The sequence below is a fragment of the Methanothermobacter defluvii genome (assembly GCF_003385755.1).
GTDB classification, from domain to species: Archaea; Methanobacteriota; Methanobacteria; order Methanobacteriales; family Methanothermobacteraceae; genus Methanothermobacter; species Methanothermobacter thermautotrophicus.
On the sequence record NZ_QREL01000001.1, the window covers coordinates 830,181 to 856,722 of the forward strand.

The 26,542-nt window shown below is 48.9% G+C and carries 21 protein-coding genes; 9 read left to right on the plus strand and 12 right to left on the minus strand.

Annotated features, from left to right (window positions below):
- The first annotated feature begins 10 nt into the window (after positions 1 to 10).
- Both C7452_RS04410 and C7452_RS04415 read left to right on the plus strand, forming a co-directional pair.
- Positions 11 to 433: a YkvA family protein gene (locus C7452_RS04410; RefSeq protein WP_245942834.1), complete on the plus strand. Its 423-nt coding sequence runs from the start codon at positions 11 to 13 to the stop codon at positions 431 to 433.
- A gap of 200 nt (positions 434 to 633) precedes the next feature.
- Positions 634 to 1,050, plus strand: coding sequence for a hypothetical protein (locus tag C7452_RS04415; RefSeq protein ID WP_115892348.1), 417 nt, complete (start codon positions 634 to 636; stop codon positions 1,048 to 1,050).
- 4 nt (positions 1,051 to 1,054) lie between these two features.
- On the opposite strand, the gene C7452_RS04420 is transcribed toward C7452_RS04415, so the two are convergent.
- Positions 1,055 to 1,987 carry a M48 family metallopeptidase gene (locus tag C7452_RS04420; RefSeq protein ID WP_115892530.1) on the minus strand — a complete coding sequence of 311 codons (933 nt, stop codon included), beginning with the start codon at positions 1,985 to 1,987 and terminating at the stop codon, positions 1,055 to 1,057.
- Between the two features lie 30 nt (positions 1,988 to 2,017).
- Positions 2,018 to 2,689: a zinc ribbon domain-containing protein gene (locus C7452_RS04425; protein ID WP_115892349.1), complete on the minus strand. Its 672-nt coding sequence runs from the start codon at positions 2,687 to 2,689 to the stop codon at positions 2,018 to 2,020.
- Positions 2,690 to 3,009: 320 nt separating this feature from the next.
- Between C7452_RS04425 and C7452_RS04430 the strand changes: the two genes are divergently transcribed.
- Positions 3,010 to 3,696: a DUF169 domain-containing protein gene (locus C7452_RS04430; RefSeq protein ID WP_115892350.1), complete on the plus strand. Its 687-nt coding sequence runs from the start codon at positions 3,010 to 3,012 to the stop codon at positions 3,694 to 3,696.
- A 94-nt stretch (positions 3,697 to 3,790) separates the two neighbouring features.
- Positions 3,791 to 5,455, plus strand: a complete 1,665-nt coding sequence (locus C7452_RS04435; protein ID WP_115892351.1) for a sensor histidine kinase — start codon at positions 3,791 to 3,793, stop codon at positions 5,453 to 5,455.
- A gap of 685 nt (positions 5,456 to 6,140) precedes the next feature.
- On the opposite strand, the gene C7452_RS09080 is transcribed toward C7452_RS04435, so the two are convergent.
- Positions 6,141 to 6,302, minus strand: a complete 162-nt coding sequence (locus C7452_RS09080; RefSeq protein ID WP_010876106.1) for a hypothetical protein — start codon at positions 6,300 to 6,302, stop codon at positions 6,141 to 6,143.
- 507 nt (positions 6,303 to 6,809) lie between these two features.
- Between C7452_RS09080 and C7452_RS04440 the strand changes: the two genes are divergently transcribed.
- The 4 genes from C7452_RS04440 (at position 6,810) to hepT (ending at position 9,679) form a co-directional block, all read left to right on the plus strand.
- Positions 6,810 to 7,679, plus strand: coding sequence for a nuclease-related domain-containing protein (locus tag C7452_RS04440; RefSeq protein ID WP_048175304.1), 870 nt, complete (start codon positions 6,810 to 6,812; stop codon positions 7,677 to 7,679).
- 142 nt (positions 7,680 to 7,821) lie between these two features.
- Positions 7,822 to 8,634 (plus strand): DUF368 domain-containing protein, encoded by an 813-nt coding sequence (locus tag C7452_RS04445; protein WP_173402645.1) that lies wholly within the window; start codon positions 7,822 to 7,824, stop codon positions 8,632 to 8,634.
- Positions 8,635 to 8,835: 201 nt separating this feature from the next.
- Positions 8,836 to 9,249, plus strand: a complete 414-nt coding sequence (gene mntA, locus C7452_RS04450; RefSeq protein WP_048175302.1) for a type VII toxin-antitoxin system MntA family adenylyltransferase antitoxin — start codon at positions 8,836 to 8,838, stop codon at positions 9,247 to 9,249.
- A complete protein-coding gene (gene hepT, locus C7452_RS04455) occupies positions 9,242 to 9,679 on the plus strand; it encodes a type VII toxin-antitoxin system HepT family RNase toxin (protein WP_048176521.1) in 438 nt (145 codons plus the stop codon). The genes mntA and hepT overlap by 8 nt, the downstream gene beginning before the upstream one ends.
- Positions 9,680 to 9,791: 112 nt before the next feature.
- On the opposite strand, the gene C7452_RS04460 is transcribed toward hepT, so the two are convergent.
- Complete coding sequence (locus tag C7452_RS04460; protein ID WP_147299761.1) at positions 9,792 to 10,652, minus strand: hypothetical protein; 861 nt, start codon at positions 10,650 to 10,652, stop codon at positions 9,792 to 9,794.
- A gap of 89 nt (positions 10,653 to 10,741) precedes the next feature.
- The gene (csx16, locus tag C7452_RS09085) at positions 10,742 to 11,089 is read right to left on the minus strand and encodes a CRISPR-associated protein Csx16 (RefSeq protein WP_048175300.1); all 348 of its coding nucleotides are present in this window, start codon (positions 11,087 to 11,089) and stop codon (positions 10,742 to 10,744) included.
- A gap of 459 nt (positions 11,090 to 11,548) precedes the next feature.
- On the opposite strand from csx16, the gene C7452_RS04470 reads away from it, so the two are divergent.
- A complete protein-coding gene (locus tag C7452_RS04470; protein ID WP_048175298.1) occupies positions 11,549 to 12,790 on the plus strand; it encodes a putative PEP-binding protein in 1,242 nt (413 codons plus the stop codon).
- A gap of 1 nt (position 12,791) precedes the next feature.
- Here the strand turns inward: C7452_RS04470 and C7452_RS04475 are convergent, their stop codons facing one another.
- From C7452_RS04475 to C7452_RS04505, 7 genes are all read right to left on the minus strand, one after another.
- Positions 12,792 to 16,388 carry a PAS domain S-box protein gene (locus C7452_RS04475; RefSeq protein ID WP_115892352.1) on the minus strand — a complete coding sequence of 1,199 codons (3,597 nt, stop codon included), beginning with the start codon at positions 16,386 to 16,388 and terminating at the stop codon, positions 12,792 to 12,794.
- Positions 16,389 to 16,584: 196 nt separating this feature from the next.
- On the minus strand, positions 16,585 to 20,139 hold the full coding sequence (locus tag C7452_RS04480; protein WP_115892353.1) for a cobaltochelatase subunit CobN: 3,555 nt from the start codon (positions 20,137 to 20,139) through the stop codon (positions 16,585 to 16,587).
- Positions 20,140 to 20,486: 347 nt separating this feature from the next.
- Positions 20,487 to 21,929 (minus strand): ABC transporter ATP-binding protein, encoded by a 1,443-nt coding sequence (locus C7452_RS04485; RefSeq protein WP_115892354.1) that lies wholly within the window; start codon positions 21,927 to 21,929, stop codon positions 20,487 to 20,489.
- Positions 21,930 to 22,667, minus strand: coding sequence for a CbiQ family ECF transporter T component (locus C7452_RS04490; RefSeq protein WP_170130288.1), 738 nt, complete (start codon positions 22,665 to 22,667; stop codon positions 21,930 to 21,932). It abuts the gene before it with no gap.
- A gap of 20 nt (positions 22,668 to 22,687) precedes the next feature.
- A complete protein-coding gene (locus tag C7452_RS04495) occupies positions 22,688 to 23,239 on the minus strand; it encodes a hypothetical protein (protein ID WP_115892356.1) in 552 nt (183 codons plus the stop codon).
- A gap of 48 nt (positions 23,240 to 23,287) precedes the next feature.
- A complete protein-coding gene (locus C7452_RS04500) occupies positions 23,288 to 25,063 on the minus strand; it encodes a magnesium chelatase subunit D family protein (protein ID WP_115892357.1) in 1,776 nt (591 codons plus the stop codon).
- A 274-nt stretch (positions 25,064 to 25,337) separates the two neighbouring features.
- Positions 25,338 to 26,429 (minus strand): glycosyltransferase family 4 protein, encoded by a 1,092-nt coding sequence (locus C7452_RS04505; RefSeq protein WP_115892358.1) that lies wholly within the window; start codon positions 26,427 to 26,429, stop codon positions 25,338 to 25,340.
- Between the last annotated feature and the right edge of the window lie 113 nt (positions 26,430 to 26,542).

The following is a 26,542-nucleotide window of genomic DNA, read 5'->3' on the forward strand; positions in this document are numbered from 1 at the left end:
GGGTGATAATATGGATATGGAATTCACAGACTTCTATGATATACTCCGCGAGAACCTCAACAGTTACCGGGGAGAGTATGAGAGGATTGTTGACTACGCCCCTGACCTCTTCAGGCTACTATCAGACCTCCTGCAGAGCAGGGATATACAGAGAGAGGACCGGCTGATGATCTGCGCAGCCATGGGCTACCTTGTGGCCCCAAATGATATAATACCCGAGGAGATATTTGGCCCCCATGGCTACATAGATGACGTCTACCTCTGCTCCGTGGTCATTGATGAGCTTGCAGGCAGGATGGGCTACAGGTTCCTTGAGGAGTACTGGAGCGGCGACGAGGACCTCGAATCGGTGGTGGAGGAATGCATCTCCAGGACCTCTGAGATACTGGGTGATAAGAGGTCCAGTGTCCTTGAGTATACGGGTCTCAGATGAGCTGCACGTCCCCTCAGCTCTTTTAATCACATTCTCTCATGAACAATTTTATATATGAAGAGATACAGAGAATAATACACTAAATTAGGACGAGTTATTTTTGTAACTCAGGTTTTTATTTTATAACAGGCCCTTAAGTCCACTGGGTTATTCCTATAACTCATGTGGGGGGGATTTAAATCGTATCCAGAATTTTTAACATGAGGGCCCTGCTTTTCACATGCCTGATCCTCTTTATAATCCCTGGATCTGTATATGCATCTGATGGTCCGCCAGATGGCCCTGGACCGGTAACTGCACCCGGAACATACTACATGATAATAAGGGCGAGTGATGGTGTTAACATCGTCTATTCACTGATACTATTCACAATAAGAGCAGCTGTTCCACCTGGAGGGACCGGTGTAACCCCTGGAGGAGTATTCATAGAACAGATGAGTCTGTTAAGTGCCGGACCTGTTTCAGCAGGAGGAAGCATCGCTGAAAGCGTCACCAACATGACTGCCGTCCCTGGGGGACAGAAAAAGGTGGTTGATTACACCTGGCTCCTGGCAGGCCTCCTTGTATCGGTTCTTATTGCAGGTTTATACTCTGCAATCAGGAAAATGAATAAATGATGGTTCATCGGCACCATAACTTCGATCCGCACATTCCACAGAAGTTCTCATCACCATTGAGGGTTGTTCCACATTTGGGACATTTAAAAGCTGTTCCCGGCTCTCTGGTGCGTCTCTCTATGATCTCACTGTATGTTCCTGATTCGATCCATTCAAGAATTTCTGATGCCCTCATAACGGTCCATGGATGGGTGTTATCCATTACAAGAAGCGCCTTTCCTACCTTATCAAGGCTGTCATAGTCATAATCCCTGAATTCCCTTGCCTGTTCAAGGAATGCATCCCTTTCAATCCTGTCAAAAAATTTTTTTGGAGCACCCGCCATTTTGATCAGGGCATTTATCACAGAATCTTCGTCCTGGCATGCCAGTAGCCCGGCCCGGTCAGCTGTAAACTCTGACATGCGCCACCAGTAGAGCAGAGCAAGTTGAAGCCCTGTACCTATAATTCCACCTATGCCCAGTGTTGCTGTTCCAAGGATGTCACCAATGATGGGTATAACCTCTGCCATTGTTTGGTAGAGCATATGCCCACTTTTTATATGTCCAACTTCATGACCCAGCACGTATCTGAGTTCATTGTCTGTTAGTAAGTCTATGGCGCCTGAAGTTAAGCCTATTATTGGGTTTTCCGATCCAGCTGTAAAACCGTTAATACTGTAATCCCATGAAATGTAGAGGTCGGGTATCTTTTTGACATGAAGAGTGTTGCACACGTCAACAAGAATGTCGTAAACTTCAGAAAAACTTCTTTCATTGACCTTTATGTAGCTTCCAGTATATTGCAAACGCAGGTCCCTCTCCACACCATGTTTGAACAACTTACGTGTCAGGCTTTCAAGACCGGGTGTTCCCTCGAGGGCTTGAAGCGCCTTACGGTCAAGAGGATGCTCATATTCACTGGGATGGAGAAGTTCCAGTTTCTTTATCTCTCCCACATTATCATCTCCGGAATTTTTCAATGAACCTCAGCTTTCCTCCACACTCTTTTCAATGAACCTCAGCTTTCCTCCACACTCGCATGTCCCTGAAAAATCAGACAGATCATCCAGTGGTCTGATCCTGTAGTGAGCATTGCACCTATCACATACAAGATAGGTGCCACCGTCCTCCCGTGAGCCATTTCCACCGGGGCTCAGGAGTACGCTTCCTGCAGAATCAATAGCATTATCGACTGCACTGAAAAACTTTGACTCCAGCTCATGGAAATTCCTCTTTAAATCTTCAAACTGGAGTTCAGTATCTCTACCACCATAATCTGTTCCCTGTTCCCTTCTTTTCGCTTCGAGGGCCTTTCTTATCTGGGCAGATGTTGGTTTATCAAATGATTCGCCGCACTGGGTGCAGAATCTCTGGCCGGGAGTGAGCTTTGCACCGCAGCAGTAGCATTCATCAAAGCTCCAGGCTGTGACCGTACCTATCCTTTTTCCGCAGACCGTGCAGAAACGTGATGGAGGGGATAGCTCAGCACCACATTCAGGACATAAAACGCTATTCACATATCTGTCAGTACCCTTATATCCTAGATCAGAAGGACCCTGTCTAATAGGGGCGCCGCAGCTGGTGCAGAACTTAAACCCGGGAGAAACCTCTTCACCACATTTCTGACAGCAAATACCATCTGTGGTTTCTCTGGACATTGAGACCTCCCCAAAAAATGTTTAACTCTAATTCATAATTTGCCTTTTAAATTATAAACCTTATCATTTGTGGTTCACTTAATTAATTCAGATTCTCTTTTCTGCAGAAATCATATAACAATGAGAATATCCCTCAATAACTAATCATGGAAATGAAAACAGTATTCATAGCTTAAACTAATGCCAGACTCTGAACCATCTGAATATGATGTGGGGGTCCAGGTTTAAAGACTTCACCTCAGCCAGATGCTCATAAAAATGAGGGTGTCCAGATAATAATTTATAATCCAGAATTAAATAATAAATCTGGAGGTGCTTTAATGGACTACACTCAGATAGGTGAAAGGTTCAGAGAACTTTTGAAGCTCAAGAATGAACCTGTGGCCATAAGGTGGTCAGTGAGGGAGCCACAGGACATCGAAAGGGAGGAAGGTAAATCGAGGTTCTGCAAGAAGCTTGAGAAGGCCATGAAGGGGGAGGTTTTCTATGCAACTGCAGATGAGGAGGAATGTATGGGGGGTGCAAGATACACAGGGTTAAGGGACGCGAAAGAGTTCCCAGCCAATATGAGAAGCGGGGCATTCCTCACGGCCATGGGAGTCTACCGGGACATACCTGCAGTCCAGCGCTCCTGGAGAAACAATCTTAACATTGAACCTGGCATATTCAGGGCCCTGATATTCGCACCACTCGGAAGGGCTGAATTTGAACCAGACGTCATATTCATAATCTGCAATGCCAGGCAGGCCATGGAGATACTCCACGCCAATGCCTACGATTCCGGTTCACATGGACTGGGGGCTGACTCAGGACCCATATGCAGTTCAATGGCTGCACTCCCATATCTCACAGGTAAGGTAACCTATGGCTTCGGCGACACAGGGTCAAGGAGGCACATGGAGATCAGGGACGAGGACGTCATGGTGAGCATACCAGCAGGCGACCTTCCAAGGATAGTCTCAAACCTTGAGGAGATGAGAACCAGGAGGTCCTTCAGGGAGGAGTGATGAAAACAGGGAACCCATCATCCCTGAACACAGAATCACAATTAACTTAATAGGTATGTGAATCCCACTGAAGACCATGGAGGGCGTGTGAGGAATGCTCAGGATTCTCCTCGTAAGGGACGCTGAAGTTGATGTCTCTGATCTCCTTGAGAAGCTCAGCTCCCCTGGAGTTGAGGTGACCGTCACTGACACCATTGAAGGAGCCGACGACGCCGTACTGATATACACAACCCCCGATAGGGTCAGCTGGTGGGCTTCATGCGACATCAGGGTACCATTCATGTACCTCCTGGACCTTGATGAGAACGTTGTTGTAACATGCCCCCATGGATTCCTTGAAAAGCCAGCGGGAACAGAGGAAATTAAGGCGTGTATGGACTTTATCATCAGGAGACTTGTTCTGGAGGAGGAACGCTACAGAGAACTCTTTGAGAATATCAATACCTGTGTTGCAGTCTACGAGGCCGTGGATGATGGTGAGGATTTCATATTCACTGACTTCAACAGGGCCGCTGAGGAGACTGAGATGATTAAGAGGGAGGAGGTCCTTGGAAAAAGGGTGACTGAGGTGTTTCCAGGTGTGGAGGAGTTCGGACTCCTTGATGTCCTCAGGAGAGTATACAGGACAGGGAATCCTGAGCACTACCCCCTCACACAGTACCAGGACGAGAGAATAAGCGGATGGAGGGAAAACTTCGTGTACAGATTACCCTCAGGTGAGGTGGTAGCAGTTTATGAGGACCGCACAAAGGAAAAACAGCTTCAAGAGGAACTCGAGGAGAAGGAAAAACTCTACAGGACCATATTCGAGAACACCGGGGCTGCGACCACCATAGTGGATGAGGACACCACCATAATCCTTGCCAACAGAGAATTTGAGAGACTGAGCGGCTACTCAGGGGATGAGATAGAGGGGAAGAAGAGCTGGACCGAGTTCGTGGTGGACGAGGACCTTGAAAGGATGACGGAGTATCATAAACTCCGAAGAAGGGACCCGAGCCTCGCACCGAGGAGGTACACCTTCAGATTTCAAAACCGGCAGGGTGAAGTCAGGCACATGCAGATGATAGTGGACATGATCCCGGGTACCACGAAAAGCGTGACCTCCATGATGGATATCACAGAAATTAAGGAGGCTGAGGAGAATCTCCGGAGATCCCTCAGTGAGAAGGAGATCCTCTTAAGGGAGGTGCACCACCGCGTCAAGAACAACCTACAGATAATATCAAGTCTCCTGAACCTCCAGAGTCTCGGAACAGAGGGTGAAGAGGTCCGCGATGTGCTGATGGAAAGCCAGGGACGCATAAAGGTGATGGCAATGATACATGAGCACCTCTACCGTTCAGAGTCCCTTGCCAGCATCAACTTCAGGGACTATGTAGAGAGGCTTGTGGAGGATATAATCATATCCCATGGGACCGGTATAAGGAAGGTTATTGAAGTTGATGACATAAAACCGGATATTGACACCGCGATACCCCTTGGCCTCATAATCAATGAGCTTGTGACAAACAGTGTCAAGTACGCCTTCCCTGACGGGACAGGCACTGTGACCGTCAGGATCAGATCCCATGATGATGAGGTTTCGCTGGTGGTTGCTGATGATGGTGTTGGTTTACCTGAGGATATTGAGCCTGAGAACACTGATACCCTGGGTCTCAGCCTGGTGAGTATACTCACAGCGCAGCTGGATGGAACCCTCACCATCAGACGGGATCATGGCACTGAGTTCAGGATAAGCTTCCCTGCGGAACATTAGGGTACAGCAAGAAATGGAGCACTGCTGGAACTGATACTCTGGCTAATAACCATGTAAAGCAAGGACTGAAGGATAATTCTTAAAGCGTCTCCAGGATTTTTTGCTGAGTTTTGCTGGGCCCTGAAAAATTCTTATGTAACTGTTACATGGATGCCTGTTACATAAGAACCAGAAAACCACCCTGCCACCTGAAGGAACCCTAAAGGAAACAGAACTCATCATTCTGATTCTCTGATAGACACATACTCCTCTCGCGAGGGTGAACAGGTAGGTCAGCAATGTGTTCTGATAGACATATACTCCCTCCACCTCCGCGACATGAGAAGAAATATTTACCTTCGTAATATTATCGTTTAACGAAGGTTATTCTGAGTTTAGCATGAAAAATGAAAATGGTCTCAAATGGGTGTAAATCACCAGCACCATATATACTGAATGGTTTAATTACCCCATTCCCGCACAACTTTACCCTGCAAAGATGAAAAGGTCGAACTGAAGGTGTGATACGAATCCATGACGGACTTTACTTTAAGTTCACACCTATCAGAAATGGTGTGCTGGAGTCCCTGTCAGGACCATCAGAGGATATACATCACCACGTTACAGCACCTTCACCGATTGCAATGCCTCCAGATAAAATTAAATGATGGATAGAATTATGATATTACTAATTAAAAAATAGTTGTTAATCATCTTCCAGGTGATTGAGGATTATCCTGCGGATGTAGGCACTCATGCTTGTATTTGCCGGAACTCTGCTTTTAAGGGCCTCTATTTCATCAGGGTAGAGTCTGACAACAACGGGTTTCGTGTCTTTAAGTCCTCCTCCAGGTCTCCTTCCAACCATAAGATTACACCCCTTACATAAACTTGGTCTCCGGCACTTATAAAACTTTAGAATATGGGGCCGTTTTCCCTTCTGCTCTCCAGTTCTGATGCAAAACCAGGTTTAAAGGATGACTGCAGGATTGCTAAAGAGAAACAAAATCATGGGATGGCAATAGTCGCAGGAAAAAATAAAGGCGAGATTCTGCATGGAGCCGATATGACACGGTTGGGTACCTCTCATAGAATTACCTAAAGATCAGTATATCGGAATGTTCTCAGTGCTGTTCTCACTCTGAAGATTACATAGAGATCTATCAAGTACACAACTACCAGTCCATGAACCAGAGGATTAAACAGAAACTCTCTATATCCTCACCCAGATTTCATGACCAGTATCACCCTTTAGAACCTGCGCCTTTATCATGCATCAAGCATATTGTTATGTAATCACAAAACAGCCCCCACGGAAAAAGATATAATGAACTCCTCCGATAACTAAGAATGGAAATCGTCTTTAAGTGATATCATGGCCTACCTCATATGTGAGAACTGTAACCACTACTGGCAGATCAACTCTGAAGAGGAATTCTGGGTATTCTACATGTGCGACGAGTGCGGGTCACTTCTACTCTACGTTAACAGCCTCAACGAGTACCGTAACCTGACAAAGAGTGTTCCAGAATCCTTTAAGAGGACCCACACCCAGAAGAAGGCTGAGAGGTACTGGAGGCTCTCAGGTGTGGGGCACTGGACCCTCCCTCTGGCTGCCATCACCTTTGCCTCAGGCATACTGCTTCTAATCACGGGCCTTAAATGGGCCATAATCCTGGTCCTGGCCGGACCTACCATCATGTTACTGTCCCTTGCAATCATGAGGACGGGTGAAATGAGGGGTATGGGCTGGACAAAGGGTTATGTGGGTGAACTCATAGTGGCCAGCTGCCTCAGAAGGCTCCCCCAGGGATATCACATCTTCAACGACGTTCACCTTCCAGGTGCCCACGGAAACATCGATCACGTTGTTGTGGGGCCCACAGGGGTCTATGTGATCGAGACAAAATCCTACTCAGGAAACTATATAGTGAGGGGTGACCGCTGGTTCCTGGATGACGACCTCAGGAAGGAGGAGATAAGATCACCATCCATCCAGGCAAAGAGAAATGCCGCCACACTCAAGGAGTTCCTGGAATCAGAGGACATCTACGTCTCATGGGTAAATGCAATTGTGGCATTCATCAACAGCTCCTGCACCATCATCGAGGATGACGAATACTGCCTGATAATGAAGCCCTGCCAGATCCCCGACCACATATCAAGAAGCCGTCTCATGCTCGGTGAGGGTAAGGTGAACAGTATAGTCAAGGTTCTGAGGAAGCACTCCTCAGAGGTCTGGTGACTGAGGCCCGACTACTGAAATACCACATCTTTATATGCTTGAAGGTCATAAATATCTTCTTCAATTCCAGGGATGGAGGATTCTGATGGATTACTATGAAAAATTCAGGAGTTTTCTGGCAATATTCCTTCGCGGACTTTTCATGGGAAGCGCGGATGTGATGCCCGGGGTCTCAGGAGGGACCATAGCACTCATAACAGGTATATATGAGAGGCTGGTGCATGCGATAAGCAGCATAAAATTTGGATTCATAAAGCCACTCCTCAGGGGTGACCTTGCAGGTGCCCGGGAATCCATGAGGGATGAGGTTGACTTTGAACTCTTCATACCACTCCTCACAGGTATAGCATTCGCCATGCTGACGCTGTCCAAGATCATACTCTTCTTCATAACAAACTACGTCGCATACACCTACGCCTTCTTCTCAGGTCTCATACTTGCATCGGCATACATAGTCTACCAGAAGATCAATGGCCTTTCGGTTAAGAATCTTGCAGCCGGTGGAGCAGGCTTGATCTTCGCCTACCTCTTTGTGGGCCTTAACCCTATACAGGCAAACCATACCCTGCCAGTGATCTTCATATCAGGTTTTGTGGCGATATGCGCCATGATACTGCCAGGTATATCAGGAGCCTTCCTTCTCCTTCTCCTGAACCAGTACGAGTACATGCTCGGGGTTCTTAACAGGCTGGCCATAGTTGAAATTGTGACCTTCATTGCAGGTGCGGCAATAGGTATAATGAGCTTCTCGAGGGTCCTTGACTACCTCCTCAGGAACCATGAGGCCATCACCATGTCATTCCTTGTGGGGCTCATGATAGGCACCCTCAGGCTGCCCTACAACAAGATATCAATGGTTGATACCTACTCAATCATAATATCGGCTGTAATAGCCATCACTGGCTTTGCAATCGTTATGATACTTGAGAGCCGCTTTGACTACATTGACTACTGAATCCTCCAGTTCTACTTTTTCAGTAACTGAATGCAGATAGAGGTTTACATTTCTCCACGAAAAACTTCTTAAATAGAGAATAAAGAGCCATATCATTTATTCTAATTAACAGCCATATCAACATCCGATTACTGCAGCCACAGAGTCTATCTAGGTGCTCACGACGAAAATTGTATATGGCATCGGCCTTAATGGAATCACATGAAAGATGTCATGGAGATGCTGAGGCGCTACTTTAAAGATAAGGCTCAGGTTAAGATGGCTTACCTCTTCGGTTCGGTGGCATCTGAAAGTGGAGGACCTCTAAGTGACATTGACATCGGAGTACTCCTTGATGATGATCTGGATAGGGTTGAAAGGTCCAAGGTGAAACTTGAATTAATATCAGAACTTACATCTCTGCTCAAATCTGACAGGATTGACCTTGTAATAATGAATGATGCTCCCGTAAATCTTAATTATGAAATAATAAAGTCTAGAAAGCCTTTAATTGAAAATAAGTCCGTGAAGGTTGACTTTGAACACTACATACTCTCAAGGTACCTGGATAGAAGATACTATGACAGGAGATGGGTATCCAGGTACATTGAAAGGAGAGATGACAGCCATGAATGATATTGAGAGGGTCGCCAATAGAATAAAGATCATGAACTCCTATGTTGAGTTCCTTAAAGAACACAGGGCATCAGAAAAAGAACTTTCAGAGGACTACCTCCTGAGATCTGCAATTGAGAGAAACCTCCAGCTCGCCATTGAATCTGCTCTGGATACTGGGGAGATTATTATCTCAATGGAGGATCTTGAAAAACCCGAGACCTACAGAGACATCATTGAGATCCTTGAAAAGCACAGAATACTTCCACATGAATTTGCAGAGCGATTCTCTGAAGCTGCTGGTCTGAGAAACATTCTTCTCCACATGTATACGGATGTTGACCCTGCCCTAATTGCAGAGTTCCTTGCAAACCGCCTTGAAGACTTCGACCTCTATTCAGAGTATATTTTAAGTTTCATTGAAGCCAGATCCTCCAGAAAATCTGAATGAGAGGCCTTTCAACAGGATCATGATGATCCAATTTAGAGATCCTGAATATGCTGGCAACCACCTCTTATTCTGCAACACCTCCATTTATCTGCGTTTTTTCAGCGCCAGAGAATCATTCTATCTGGTAAATCTCAAACATGTGATCTCTTGCCTTTGATATGTAATATGAGGCTGTCTCATCGGGTGCCAGCCGGCAGAGGAAATCAAAGGTGTACTTCAGGATATCCACCTTGACCTCACGATCAACACAATCAAAGAAATAAGACCTTCTGAGTGCCTCTTCCCGCCCCACATCTGTGCTGCAGATCTCTCTTATTCTCCTGTTCATGTCGAAGGGGTTCTTTATTTCATCCAGTTTCTCTAAGAGGCTGCGCTCTGATAGGTCCATCATACCTTCACCATCAATAAACCGTTCATTGAACTCCACATCAACAATCTCACCGTCCTCAACCGTAAAGGCGTAGACGCTACAATATGACTCCAGATCATAAGAAAAATCAACCATGACCTCAGTGATATACAGTGCAACAGGTAGCAACATATCAATAAACCATGACCTGACCATTAGAGGATCAAAATCCCCTAAATCCACATTACTCAGATCAAGATCCATATAATCTGCATCAAAATATGCAATAAAGTCTTCATCATACCTGAAGGATGAAATAATGTACTCCCTGTTATCCTGGTAGGTCCTAGTAAAAACCTCTCTAATCCCATCATCGGGCATACCATCTATAACATAATTAAATGCCGTATCACACAGCCTCTCCTTATTATCATCATAGAATGCCTCAGTGAAACGTTTCCATCCATCATTAACTGATTCCTTATCAAACAGGTGTTCATATTCATACTCATTAACCAGCTCCACCAGTACATCAGCCGTTTCATCATCAATATCTGACATGACATAAACGCCGTCAGGTAACTTATTCTGTCTTTCTAAATCTACCATCTTTAACAGCTCCACCTAAACAAAAGCTTCATCAACCATAAATAATCCCATAACTCACCGATAACTCCAAAAAGAGGTAATCCATTAATTCGAACCATTATTCATCAAACCTTAAAACATTTAATATCGTCAATCTTCCAGATCTGACCACCAAACTCCTTAACCTGTTTCAGAGTCAGCTCCTTACCACGAAGCTCATACGGGACATGAGGGAGAACCACATGGAAGTACTCAACACCCTTACGGAGTAACCTCCGGATCAGGTGGATAGGGAGAATACCGTAAACAATATCGCCTTTTCTCATCCTCAGCATCATCTCATTACTAAGATGACCAGTCACGAAGACGTCCCGGTCAAGGCCCTTACCATTCAGTTTAGCCAGTATCCAGTCCACAGTACTCTGGTGCCTCGTAATAATATATATTCTACCATCATCCATTTCATTACACATAAAATCACCTCGGATAGAATTGTTTCTCCTCACTATATACAACAAGTTCAAACACCACCAACAAACCCAGAAACACAAACAAAACCACCGCAAAGACGCACAGACCCAGAAAAGACTCGAAGTACTCAAACAAACACAAAAAATAACAAAAAACAAAACACAGACCCAAAAAGACCAGAAAAACAACACAAACACACCCAAAAAAACCGAAACACTTAAATACTGAAAGGGATTTCTGCAGCAGAAGGGAGACAACATACATGTCAACAGAGCACACGTGGTCATACCTCACCTTCATCATCAGGCAGTGATCAATCCAGGAATCCACTCTGAAAAAATCAGAAGAAACCCTTTGCCATGCAGGGATCAAAGATGTCAGCGCTCACGTGAACAAAAAAGTAGAAGAAACCTCACCATACTGAAAAGATTATTTTACTGTGATGAAACAGATATATATTCATGCAGATTCTGAGGGGTATTGGTGCGGGTGCAGGCAGGAGCAGTGGAAGGGTCCGCATAATACGGAACCTCGAGGACGCGAGGAACCTTGAATGGGGAGAGGTGGCTGTTTTCAGGAAGATATCCCGGGACATGCTACCTGAGATCCGGAGGGCAGGCGCTGTCATAGCAAACTACGGCGGCCTCACAAGTCACGCCGCGATAACCCTCCGGGAGCTTGGCATACCCTGTGTCCTTGGAACAGAGGTTGCCACCGAGGTCCTCCGTGAAGGTATGATAGTAACGGTTGATGGAAAAACAGGGGGGATCTACCGCGGGGTGATGGACTGGGTGAAGGCTGAGGATACCCCCGGTTTCCATGAGACAGCCACCGATGTCATGGTAAACCTCAACTTTCCCTGGCTGGCACCAAAGGTGGCTGAATTCGCAGACGGTGTCGGCTCAGTAAGGATAGAAAATATGGTGATAGAGACCGGGAAACACCCCCACCTCCTCCTGAGAGAGGGAAAACTGGCAGGAGTCCTTGAGAAGGGGCTCAGGGAGATACTTGAGGCCTTTCACCCGAAACCCGTCATATTCAGGACCTTCGATATCCCTGTTGATGAGCTCACAAATCTAAGGGGCTCCTTCGAAGCCTGTGAGAGGAACCCGTTCCTTGGAATGAGGGCTATAACAAGGGACCTGATGGAACCTGAGATCCTGATGGCTGAATTCGAGGCCCTTGGGAACCTCCTGGATTCTGGTTACAGGAACCTCCAGCTTAAGTTCCCATTTCTCAGGGACATGGATGAGTACGTGACTGCAGTTGAACTCCTGGAGGAGTCAGGAATCACGCCCCACAGGGATATAGTGGTCGGGGCATCAGTGGAGACACCATCGGTGGCCCTCCAGATTGATGAACTCCTGGCCGCTGGCGCTGATTTCATATCCCTTGGCATGAGTGACCTCACAATGTGCAGCCTTGCAGTTGACCGCAGAAGCACCCGCGTGGCCGGCCTCTTTAACCTCTCACACCCTGCAGTGCTTGGACTGGTGGGAGATGTTATAGGAGCCTGTCATGAGGGTGGTGTGAATGTCTATGCCGCTGGATACGCTGCAACCAGTTACATGCTAGTCAGGAGACTTGTTGAGATGGGTGTTGACGGTGTATCCACAAGCCCGGACAAGATCCTGAGGATGAAGTACTTCATAGCCAGGATAGAAAGGTCCCTGATGCTCAGGGGCGCTGGAAGGGTGGAATAGTTCATTCAAGTGGGAACGTGATCCTGAAGAATGCGCCATCCCTGTTTCCATATTCCAGTTCACCCCCAATCTGCATCACAAGGTTTGATACAAGCTGCATTCCGAGTGATTCCAGTTCATCAATGTTAAAGTCCTCAGGGAGCCCCCTGCCGTTATCTGATATTTCAAGGATACCAAGATCATCCTCCCTCTTGAGTGAGATCACTATCCTGCCTCTGTCCCCTGTGAAGGCGTGTTTGATTGAATTGGAGATTATCTCATTGGTTATCAGGCCCAGGGGGATGCACCTGTCCATCTCAGCCATTATATCATCATAGTGGACATCGAGATCCACAAGGAGGCCACCGGTGGACTGCAGGGTGGTCATCTCCTCTGCAATTGCCCTGAGGTAGTCTCCAACATTTATCATGGAGAGGCTGCTTGACCTGTATATCTTCTCATGGGCAACTGCCATGGCCCTGACCCTCATCTGGCTATCCCTGAGGACATTGAGGGTCTCCTGGTTGTCTGTGTATGCTGTCTGGAGGGACAGCAGGCTTGCCACTATCTGGAGGTTGTTCTTGACCCGGTGGTGTATCTCCCTCAGGAGAACCTCCTTCTCACGGAGGGATTCCCTGAGCTGATTGCGCATGGTTATCCTCTGCAGACCATCGGATATTTCCCCTCCAAGTACCTCCAGGAACTCAGTTTTTTCTTTAACGTCACTGTATGCTGCTTGGAGACTTAAGACACCCCTTAAGGCCCCATCCACACTCAGGGGTATCTCAATGATTTCTCCATCCACCCGAACACCCTCTGTATCTGGAATGCTGTCTGGAGGCTTCAATCCCCTCTCAACCTTTAAATCTGGGTCAAGGTATGCTGATCCCCCATTGAATTCAGGGCATCTGATTATGAAATCAAGGACTCCCTCGAGGAATAATTCAGGGTCTTCTGTATCAGCCAGTTTGAGTATGATATTTATGAGCCTGAGGTGGTTCCAGTGCTCATTCATCCTCCTCCTGTAGCTGATCTGATTTACAGCCAGCATATAGTACTGTGAGATGTGCCTGACAGCCCTGAGATCCGCTTTACTGAAGCTGCTGCCCCTGAGTATGAACTCTGAGCTCATATCTGCAGAGGAGGAGGTTATGCGGATCATTTTACCATCCTCTGAGAGTCCCTCAAGGTCTGGAACCTCTTCAGTGGGTTCCAGCTTTTCTGTGATGGTGATTGTCTCCCCATTTCTCAGTCTTATGATTCCTCCATCCGCGCCTGTAAGTTTGCATGTAGCATCGAGTATGTACTCTGTGAATTCCCCCAGATTATCAGTTGAGACCGCCTGTGGGTAGATTTCACTGAGGACCCTTCTAACACGGAGTTCATCCCTCAGTTTCCGCTGGGACTCCCTGAGTTTTGTTATGTCATTGAAGCTCAGGATCATCTGATCTGAATCTGGAAGATCACCCCTGTGGACCATGACATGGAGGTTTCCCCTGACCCCCTTCATCCTTATCAGCGCCCTCTGGGAGTCCCGGAGTTTCTCAAGTTTCTGAAGTTCATCCTGGTCCAGCAGGTCCCTTAAATTGAAGCCCTCATCAACACCGAAGAGTTCCCTGAAGACCCTGTTTGTCCCTGTGATATTCCACTCCCGGTCTGTGATGGCTGTGGGGGTGGCCCTGTTCTCAAATATTGCCCTGTAACGGTTCTTTGATCTTCTGAGTTTCTCCTTGGTTTCAATGTAATCTGTGACGTCCCTCAGTATCTCTATGGCCCCCACGGTTCTATCCTCCCCGTCACGGATCGGGGATGCCTTGAGCTGGAAGTGCCTGCCCATGTGCTCAACATGGACCTCTGCATAGATTGCATTACCCTCCCTGCTGATGTTGCGGTACCTTGAAGGGGCCTTTCCAGGGTTCAGCAGGAATTCAAGGAGCCCCGGGGTCCTCCTGCCATAGAATGGAACCGCGTAGGCCCTGTCACCCCTCCCAAGGATCTCCTTCTTTTTCACACCTGTGAGTCTCTCAATCTCACGGTTCCAGGCTATCACCCTTCCACGGGTATCCAGGGCGAAGGTAGGGTCGGGTATGGACTCCAGGAGGTCCCTGAACTTTCTGTGCTCCTCCTTTAACTTCCTGTGGGCCCTGTAGAGTTCAGTCATGTCCCTGACAATGCCCATCACAATGTCACCTGATCTGCTGAGGACCACCCTTGTCGGGAATGTCTCACCGCTGATCTTTCTGTGGATCCATGTGAACTCGCATTTTTCGCCATTCATTGCCCTCTCAATAAGTTTTCGGGCAATTTCTGAGGATTCACCATGGTGCTGGTACTCAGGTGATAGCTCCCATGGTTTTTTGCCCAGTATGTCTTCCTCATCTCCCCCGAAGAGTTCAAGGGCCCTGCTGTTACATCCTATTATCCTGAAGTCCTTCATCAGGAATATTGCATCCCCTGTATTCTCAAAGAGTTCCCGGTACCTTGAGGAAATATCATTCATCCTCCGCTCTGATTCCATCCTCCTGAGGGCACCGGCTGTGCTGGATGCTATCTCCCTGAGGAAGCCCATCTCCTCATCGTCAATCATCCTGGGGGCTGAGACCACAAGGTAAAGGGGTTTGCTGCAATCTTCAAGTTCAATGACTGCAGTTGAGGTATCCTCCCCTGCAATGATGCCTGGCCGGAGTGGTGATACTCTTTTTTCACCCTCCCCTGCAATCACGGTTCCATCAGATTCCCTGAAGGATGCTCCTGAGTATCTGGCCTCCATCAGGATCCCGGAAACCCCTTCCATCAATTCCTGAGGGGTGGCTGAGATGGCTGCCTGGCGGTTGATCCTGCTTAGAAGTCTGAGGCAGCTGTTGTTCCTCCTCAGCGTCCTCTCAAGCATTTTCTGGGGCGTTATATCCCTGAACATGCAGAATCCTCCCCTGAAGCCGGAGGATTCAATGAGGGGGTGACCTGAGAGTATCACCCACCTTGTCCCGTCATCCGTCCTGAAACGGAGTTCATGTTCACCCGAGGATCCCCTTCTGCATGAATCAAGGATTCGCTCCATGGTCTCCCTGTCAGAGGGATGTATAAAATCAAATATCTTCCTTCCGATAATCTCGTCCCTTCTCATGGAGAGGAGGTCAGCCATCCTCTCATTGCAGTACTGGATGCTTCCATCAGCATTGAATACGCAGACACCCTCACCTGTGGTTTCCAGTATCTCCTGGTACCTCCTGCTGGTATGTGAGAGCAGGTTCTGGATCCGGTTCTTGTAGATTGCAAGTTCCATTGCGTAGCCAAGTTCCCGGGAGTTGAAGGGCTTGAGGAGGTAGGCCTCAGGTTCAACCTCGGCTGCCCTCTCAAATACCTCCCTGCTGGAGTAGGCTGTGATGAAAATCAGTGGGACGTCCATCTCCTTCTTTATGGCCCTTGCTGCTGTGACTCCATCCACATCTGAGGGGAGTACTATGTCCATGAGGATGACGTCGGGTTTCATCCTCAGCGCGGTTTCAATGGCATCCTCCCCGGTCTTTACACTGACCGTTTCATACCCCCAAGATTCCAAGAGCCTTAAAAGTTCAAGGGAGGTTACAGCCTCGTCCTCGACGACAAGGGCAGATGGCATGGATATTATATTATTTTTTCTGTTATATTAATTTTTTTATTGAAAGAAAAAAGTTGAATGTATATCTGTAAACCATTGTGGTTGATTATGTGTGCAGTGGTGCCGGGTTCTGTACCCGGATATCCTTTCCGGGTCCATATTCTGCTACAACCGTATAATTTCCATCCGGGCTAATAATGCGGAGCTACCAAACTTCCTATTCAAGCTCATATTCAAGGCCAAGAAGAACCTCCCTGATCCTGTTAAGGGTCTCATCGGGGGCATCCCAGTAGCCCCTCTCAGCTGTTTCAAGGAGTATCTCACCCATCCTCACAGCCGCATAGGGGTTGTTCTCTGAGATCCTCCTCCTCATCTCATCATCAAGTATCAGGGTTTCTGCGACATCATCATAGACCCAGTTATCCACTGCACCGGTCGTTGCAGAGAATCCCAGGAGGTGTTCCACCCGGTCCTTGATGTTCTTGGCACCATGGTGGTCATGGGCGAGCATCCCATCCAGCCAGACCGGATTGAGGATTCTGCACCTTGCAGCCCTCCCTATAACCTCATCAAGGCCCTCAACGTAGATTTCATCCTCAGTTGAATCCACGACCCTGACGCTGCAGGAACCCCCCAGGCTCCGCACCGAGGAGGTGAGGCCACCCATGAATTCATAGTAGTGGTCAAGGTCTGTAACCTCATACTCCACGTTATCCCTCTCCTGGGCCACGAGCTCAACCCTCTGGAGGTTCCTCCTGAATTCGTCCGGTGCCTCTCTCACAGAATCAGGGAGATAGGCGTAACACATCTCCCCAAGGTAGGCTGCTGCCAGTTCATCCTCCTGATCCCAGGCACCGCCTCCTATGATATCCGGGATGCTGCTGGCATACTCCGCTGGTCCAGGGCCGAATATCCTCGGGGGGACCTTCACCCATCCATCCTCAAGGTTATGTTTCAGGATGTAATTATCCTCCGGGTCCTCGTCAAGACCTGCAACGGTTTTGAAGGCCCTGTTAAGTATCTCAATCTGGGATCCGAGTGTGTCCCTGAATATGCCGCAGATGTTCACCAGGACATCAACCCGGGGTCTTCCAAGCTCATTGAGGGGTATGACATCTATGTTCTTTGCCCATGGACCATACTTCCTGTTTATGCGCACCCCCAGGAGTTCCAGGATCATTGAAATGGTATCTCCACCTGTTTTAAGGGTTTCGAATCCCCATAGAACCACTGCAACGGTCTCGGGGTATCTCCCATTTTCCTCCAGGTAGTCCTCAAGGAGTTTTCTGGCTGCAAGCCTGCCCCTTGATTCGGCCAGGGGTGCCGGTATCTTCATGGGATCAAAGGCGTGCATGGAGTAGCCTGTCGGGTATACCTCAGGGTCCCTGATGGGGTCTCCGCCCCTGGAGGGGTTCACATACCTTCCCTCAAGTGCCTCAAGGAGGCCCCTGCTTTCACCCCTGAAGTCACAACGCTCAGATAAGCTACGCACCCATTCAACGTATTCAGGGGGAAGATCCACTGATTTCCCTGTGACTATCCTCTTCAAAGCCTCAGCCGCGCGCCTTTCAATCTCCCATCCTGTGGATGTATCCATTGAACCCCTGTAATCCAGTCCAAGCTTCTCTGCCACCATTGAATGGATGGAGGGGTATTCCCTGTCAAATCTGAGTACACCGAGGAGGTAGCTGACCATGTCATCGGGGTCCCACTCTGAATCCATTATGTGAAGGCCCCTTGGTATCAGTCGCCTTTTCATCCTGAAGAGTTCAGACTCAATCTCAGGGATATCCCCCCTCAGGTTAAGCTGTGAGGCCCTCTCAATTATCTCATCCCTCAACCCATCATCAGGGTCCCCATGCCACTGGTCGATGAGTTCCTCCAGTACCAGGTAGTCACCGTAGAGGTCAGACTGCCTCACAGGTGGTGACGCATGCGCCACCGGGAGGGCGTAGGTTCTTCTCCTTGCTATGGTCGACTCTGAGGTGTTACCTGCCCAGTAAAGGTATATGTTGGGGAGCTCCCCCAGGAGCAGGTCAGGGTAGCATTCAGCCCCCAGGGCGGTCTCCCTTCCAGGTAGAAACTCAAGGGTCCCGTGCATCCCGAAGTGGATGATGGCGTCAAGTCCCACTGAATTGAGGTAGGCGTAGAAGGCCAGGTACTGGTGGTGGGGTGGATTATCCCTGCTATGGTAGCTGTCGGTCTCCATGATTCCGCGGGAGGGTTGTATGCACAGGTAGACCGAGCCCAGTTCAGTCACCGGGATGATGATGTCATCACCATCAACCATCAGCTCCCCCGGTGGTTCGCCCCACCTTGCCCTCACATCATCCTGGATCCTCTCTGGCAGACGACTGAAAAATTCCAGGTAATCGCTGAGGGGGATCCTATGGCCGCCATATTCATGGTAGGATGGACTGTTGATGAGTCCCTCCCTCATGAGAATATCCTTGATGGGTTCATCAGGTATCCTTACACTGTATCCCCTCTCCCTCAGCCTCCTGAGGAAAACCTCCAGGCTTTCAAATACGTCAAGGTAGCCCGCGTTTCCAAGGTTGGCCTCCCCCGGAGGGTAGTCATAGAGGATTATCCCTATCCTCTTCTCATGGTTCTCCATTGTCCTCAGCTTCAGCCAGTTGAGTATCCTTGCAGCGAATCTGTCCATGCGCTCGGGCACCACGTCAACAACCCTCACCTCCCCCAGGTCGGGGTCATTGAGGGTCCTCATACCCGCCGTGAATACCGGTTCAAAGCCCCCGTCAAGTTCCGGGAGTGTTATGCCAAGAACTATCTCCATCGGGTTGAGGCCCTCACCACCTGCCTCCCATTCGTCGAGGTCTGTCTCATAGCCCCTCAGGCAGATGAGGTATGGGGCGCCTATCCTCCTCAGGAGCCTCCTTGTGGCCCCAGGGTCGCCGCCCAGGGGGCCCCTGTTCAGCTGGAAGTACTGCATGTTGACAAAGAGGTCCATGTCCCCCATGTACTCCTCGATTGCCCTAAGGTTGTTCTCGACGTCCGAGAAGACCACGGTGCAGTTCACACTTCCATGGAGGCGACTGTAGAGTTCCTCAACCAGGGGTCTCGTGTCATCGAAGTGCATCCCTGAATAGAAGAGCATGCCAACTGTTGAGAGCTCCGGGTTGAAGTTTGAAGCCCGCCTGTAGGACTCCAGGTCCCTGTAGAATCCCCTGAAGGGGAGGTAGAGCCCGTAGGGCGGCATCTCCACCGGGTCCTCGAAGGGAACCTCCAGGTCGGTGTAGCTGTCCAGGAGGAAGAGTATCAGGTTCATGATGTTGTCGGGGTCGCCGGCCCCATAGTAGTCCATGGCCTGGAACCATCTCTTGAGGTCATCCCTGATCTCATCTGACCCGTGCAGTTCGAGTATGGCTTCAAGGTCCCTCTCTCTTACAAGTGAATCTATCCTTCCAGGTGCCGCTGCAACGAGTTCACCAAGATCAAGTTTGCCCATGGATGTCAGGGAAAGTATGTGGTTGCTCCCCCAGACCAGGGATATGACGGTCTTATCCCTGTCCCTGAGGATGCCCGGGAGTTCCCTCCCTATCCTCTCGTTACCCCTTATATCCACGAGTATTATGTCGGATTCATCGATGTATTCAGCCACGTCATCCATGGGGACGCGGGGGTCCTCATATTTCTCAAGGTAGACCTTAGTTATGCTTACAATGTCCCCATGTTCCTCCCTTATCCTTGTCAGCGCCTCCTTCAGTGAGGCCGTGTTGTTCATGGTGGTAACAGCAAGTATCCTCTTCATAAGTAACCACCACCCATCACCACAGTGGTAACAGCAAGTATCCTCTTCATAAGTAACCACCACCCATCACCACAGTGGTAACAGCAAGTATCCTCTTCATAAGTAACCACCACACATCACCACAGTGGTAACAGCAAGTATCCTCTTCATAAGTAACCACCACCCATCACCACAGTGGTAACAGCAAGTATCCTCTTCATAAGTAACCACCACCCATCACCACAGTGGTAACAGCAAGTATCCTCTTCATAAGTAACCACCACCCATCACCACAGTGGTAACAGCAAGTATCCTCTTCATAAGTAACCACCACCCATCACCACAGTGAATACCAGTTTCATTATCAGTCACCTCAAACATGTTGATACTGAATCAGCGCCCGCTACCTCATGATCCGGGAGGACCAGGGCGCCGTTATCCATCATGATCGTCCGGTCTGCAACCATCTGAAGGAACTCCATGTCATGGGAGATCAGAATCATGGCCACCCCCATTCCCTTCAGCTTACCTATCCACCCTGCAAGTCTTTTCATGTTATCAAGGTCCATGCCCGTCGTTGGCTCATCCATTATTATGAGATCTGGTTTTCTGAAGAGATAAACAGATATGAGTGTTCTCTGCTTTTCACCGCCGCTGAGTGAATGTGGGTGTCTCTCCATCAGCTGATGGAGCTTCATGGTCTCAAGGAGGTCCTCAACATCCCCATCAGAATAATCATCCAGACCGAAGGTTATCTCCCTCTTCACAGTATCCATGAACAGCTGATGGTCCGGGTCCTGCATCACGAGACCGGCGGTGCCCTCAACCCTGATCTCACCCATCTCCGGCTTTATGAGCCCCACAATCAGCCTTGCAAGGGTCGTCTTTCCAGAGCCATTCGGGCCTGTCAATCCAAGGACCTCGCCCCTCCAGAGATCCAGGTTAACACCATCGAGCCTGAAGTCTCCCTGGGTGTGGGAGATGTTCATTACCCTCAGTACCGGGTCCTGTTTCGTTTCAGGAGGGGTGGAAACCTTAGAGGAGGGCCTCAGACCGCGCCCTCCACAGGACCTCTGATTGAAACCTGGAGATGGAGACCTCAGACCGTACCTTTCCCTGAATTCAGGGTCCAGGAGGTTATCAGTGTCTGTCTCCTCAACGATCATGCCCTCATCCATCACCACGACCCTGTCAAAGACCTCAGGGACCCTGTAGGTTCTGTGGTCAATCAGGATCAGTGTTTTATCCCTGAGATTTTTGAGGACGCTGAAAAGGTCATCGGTGGATCCCTGATCCAGGTTGGATGTTGGCTCATCCATGAGGAGGATTTCAGGGGACATGGAGAGCTGTGATGCTATTGCAACCCTCTGCTTCTCACCCTCTGAGAGGTTGAAAACGCTTTCATACCTCTTATGCTCCATACCAACCCTCCGGAGCGCATCCTCCACGAGTTCCTCACGTTTATCCAGCTGGAGGGTATCTGGCCCCAGGGATACCTCTGAATTAACATTCAATGTGAAGAACTGGGACTCCGGGTTCTGGAAGACGTATCCAACATCCGCTGCAAGGTCCCCTGGGGTGAGGGAGTCTGTGTCCCTGCCCATCACCCTGACTGTTCCATCCATCTCCCCTCCCATCATGGAGGGTATCACCGCAGTTACTGCCCTTGCAAGGGTTGATTTTCCACTCCCACTTCTTCCTGTGATGAAGACCGATTCACCTCTTTTAACCCTTAAGCTGACGTCACTGAGGGCCAGCCGGTCCTGATTGGGATACCGGTAGCTCACACCATCAAGGAGGATGGCGTCCAATCAGACCACCGCCCCATCCATTATCACGAGGGATGCGAAGATAACAGTGAAGAATGCTAAAAAGGTGATATCCCTCCCTCTAAACCTGAGACTCCCTCCGGGACCCTCGCGAGGGTTAAAGCCCCTGGTCTCTGCAGCGATGGCCACCTCATCTGAAATCTTCACAGTCCTTATTATCAGGGGTATTATGAGTCCCCTGTAGAGGAGGGAAGGCCTCCTGATGATGGAAGATCCTGAAAGACTGGTCCTGAGTTTGAGGGAGTCCCATATGGAGGAGGCCTCCACGGCAAGGGCAGGTATGTATCTGAGGGTGACTGTGAGTGTGAAAACTATCTCCCCGGGGATTCTGACGGATCTGAGGGACTCTGCAAGCTTCTGAGGCTCGGTAGTGAAGGCAAAGGATAGTCCTGCCGCTGATATTATGAAGAAACGGGCAAAGAAGAGGCTCAGAAATCCCATGGTGTGCGGGTTACCTGAGAGCACCATGATAATGGCAAGGGAAACCAGCCAGAAAAGGATGATGAATGAGAGGAAGGGGGCTGCAAACCTCAGGGACCCTGAATGGGCTATCAGTGCCGTGAAAATGACTCCCATGATTATCAGGAGGGTCAGGTCTGATATGAATGCAGACAGGAGCGTGGCGGATACCACCACAGTGAGCTTTGAGAGGGGGTTTACCTCCACAAGGAACCCCTCAGGGGTTGATGTGAATGGTGAGAACACGGCCTTAAGGTCCAATGAAAGACCTCCATGAGACATTAATCCAGGGCCCCGGCCCTTCTGAGCTCATTTATGATACCGTAACCCACAAGGGCACCCAGCATTCCAAGGACAGATACTGTTATGGCAGATACAATTATCAGTGCCGGTGCCAGCATGAAGCTGGAGAACCCGAAGAGGAAGGGAACCGTGAGGATGACGAGGGTCTCGATGAACTTATCAACACCACAGCCCACTAGAAGGGAATTCCTTGAAGAGTAGACGCCGTATGTCAAACCGACGGCGGCATCCGCTGCAAGGCCTCCCAGGAAGGTCGCGGGTAGTAGGGGCAGGAATGCTGGCATTATGAATCCGCAGATTATCCCGTTAACAAGGCCTATCAGGGTGAAGGTGCCTATCTTTCCCACCTTTGCAAGTCCAACGCTTATGACGATACAGACAAAGAAGGCGGATGCAATCGACTTGAATGCATCCACAGGTGTTATGGCTGCAACACCAAGGATGGTCACCGTCTGAACGATGTACATCAGGGCTATTATGAGGCCCGTGAAGGCCAGATCAGCTGTTGTGAAATCTCTGAATCTAAACAACAATCACACCTCCATGCGTGTCATGTTTTTTCATAAACTCCCAAAGTCCTAGATCAGTATATCATCAAGGTAGAAGATTTCAGAGCCAAAGCGTGACGCCATGTCCTCAAGTATCCCCAGGCTCCTCTTCTCGGGTTCTGCATTAACGAATAAAAGGTTCAGGTTCCTCAGTTCAGTTTCAAGCATGGTCATGTCCTCCTCGAGGTTGGAGTTGATGAATACGTTGCAGCGGCCATCCGATATTACAACGGCTGTGCATGCCTCATCGCTGGATGATGATGCAACCTCAGCCGCCAGTCTGAGTGCCGGTGTGAGGGGTGTCCTCCCGCCTGACCTGAGACCCTCAAGGGCCTCCTCAACGGTCTCAAGATTCGATGTGGGATCAACCACCAGGTTTGCCTCATATCCCCTGAAGGCTATGAGGGCTATCCTGTTCCTCTTTTCATAGGAGTCCCTCAGGAGCAGCCATGATACCGTCTTTGCAAATTTTATCTTCCTATCAAGTCTCATTGATGACGAGGTGTCAAGGACGATTATGTAGAGTGCCCTGGATTTCCCGATCCGGACCTTCTCCATGAGGTGTTCGGGTTCTATGGTTCCTGTTCCAGCTGAAGCAGCCTTCCTCAGGGTTGCATCAACGGCCACACTGGAGGGTTCAGGGTTCTCCCGGGCGCGGACATATTTACCCCTCCTCCCGGTTACTGTTGAACTGCTCTGGCCCTGGAGGGATCCCTTCAGGTCAGGGATCTTCAGGTCACGCCTCAGCCTCCGTTCCCTGTCAATCTCTGAGTCATCCTCGAATTCGCCATTCATGATGTCCTCTATAATCTCCTGGCTGAGTTCCTGTTGTCTCTGGAATGGTAGCTGTCTGAGTCTGTGCTTCATGGCAAGGAGCGCAGCCTCCATCACATCATCCCTTGTGACCCTCCTCCTGCCGTTGAATGCCGCCAGTGCCCTCGCGGTCCTTGCAGTTATGATATCGGCCCTGTGGGTCCTGATGCCAAGGGCTGCTGCTATCTCAACTATGAGGCCAAGGGTCTCATCATCCAACTCGACCATCTCAAGTAAACTCCGCGCCCTGATGATTTTCTCCCTGAGCTCCTCCTGTTTCCTCCGGAACCTTGAGTGGAAGGACTCTGGATCCTCCTGGAACTTCATTGCACGCTTTATGACTTCAACTCTTTCATCAGGGTCCTTTATTGCCTCCACATCAACACTGAGGCCGAATCTGTCAAGTATCTGGGGCCTGAGGTCACCCTCCTCAGGGTTCATTGTACCTGCAAGTATGAACCTTGATGGGTGCTGGATGGATATGCCCTCCCTTTCAATGATATTCACGCCCATGGCTGCTGCATCGAGGAGGACGTTCACTATGTAGTCATCAAGGAGGTTGACCTCATCGATGTAGAGGATGTTGCCGTTGGCCCTTGCAAGTATGCCTGGCTCAAGGGCCTTTATTCCGTCCCTGAGGGCCCTCTTTATGTCCAGTGAACCCACAACCATATCCTCGGTTGCGGATACAGGGAGGTCGACCACCTCCATCCTGACCTGTCTTGATGGCAGGCACCCCTGTTCCTCAAGTTTTCTGCGGCACTCCATGCAGATTTCTGCTCCATCAGGGTCGCATCCGAACCTGCAACCCTCCACCATTTTCCTATCAGGGAGTACATCCCTCAGTGATCTCACTGCAGTTGATTTACCTGTCCCCTTATCGCCCCTGATCAGAACGCCACCTATTGATGGGTTTATGGCGTTGAGGATGAGGGCCTTCTTGAGGAGTTCCTGTCCAACGATGGCTGTGAATGGGAAGTAATGATTATCCAAGCTATCACCGCTTCAGTGATTGTTGTCAGGATTATTTAATAATTTCTAAAAACAAGATAGTATTACATATTTGGGTAATCCGGGAAAAATGTAATACTCAGATCATGTTAAGGGTAGCTGCCACCGTGGCTCCACTTCTGAAAGACGATAAAATGAAGCCACCGCTAAAAAGAAATGAGTGAACTCTGACCAGATCCCAAAGTTTAAGAAAATAAAGGAGGGTAAGTCATTATAGGGTCAGGCAGTTGGATAGATAAAAAAAGAGATGGACGGCTCATGCAACATCCTGGTAAACCCTGAGTATTCTCTTCACCTGTTTTACGGTGCTGAATGAATCCGCCACCTGAAGCCCATTCTCCCTTATAGATTCAACTTCAGCCCTGTTTTCAGGATCCAGCACATGGTTTATCTTATCGGCGATGGCAAGTGCATCTCCTATAGGTACACTGTAACCTGTCTCAGAGTCCCTTATAAATTCCTTCAGACCACCAACAGCAGTTGCAATGGTTGGAGTCCCGCATGCAAGGGCTTCCAGTGCAACAAGCCCAAAGGCCTCCTCATTGGAGGGTAATACAAAGACATCTGCAGCGTTCATCCATACTGCCACTTCACTGTAGGGCACCGCATCAAAGAATCTCACATCAGCATCGATTTCATTAAGTCTGTTCTTTACGGTGTCAAAGTATTCCCTATCGACGGGGGCTCCGAGTATTATGCACTGGACATCATCGAATTTAACATGCTCAAGGGATTCGATGAGGTAGAGGACCCCCTTACGAGGTATTATGTTACCCACGAAGAGGACTATCCTCTTATCTACTGGTAGGCCAAGCCTCCTGCGACATTCTTCCTTATCCATCGGTCTGAATATGCTGGTATCAACCCCCATGTTAATGATGTGTATCTTCTCTTCATCAACACCGAATTCGTCTACAAGTTCGTCCCTTATATCCCTGCTGACAGCAATAACTGCAGAGGCCCTCCTGAGGACAAACCTTGAAACTCGAAAGACCCTCTTATTTTTGCTTGCAAGGTTATACACGTCACTGCCATGGGCCGTTATCACAAGTGGTCTGCCCGTTAACCAGTGACAGATGAGACCGATGAAGCCTGTTGGAAAGACGTAGTGGGCGTGGATGACATCAAATTTTCTCCGAAGTGAACACCAGATTGATCTCAGAAGAAGGGATCCATACTTGTATATGAGCCGTGGCAATCCCTTCCTCTGATCCGTGTTTACAACAACAAACTGCTCAAGATCGGTATAACGCCTGAAAGTATCTACGTGAACCTTAATGAAACTGCCGAATGATCTGTTCTCCTCACCGGGATACATATTTGAAATCATTAGAACTCTCTTAACCAAGATAACACCTCTCCGATGGTGTGCTTCATCCATGTGTGAATAACAGTAAGTCAAAAAATGCAATAATCCTATAATCCCTGGAACTTATAAACCTTCGTATTAATAGAAATCAT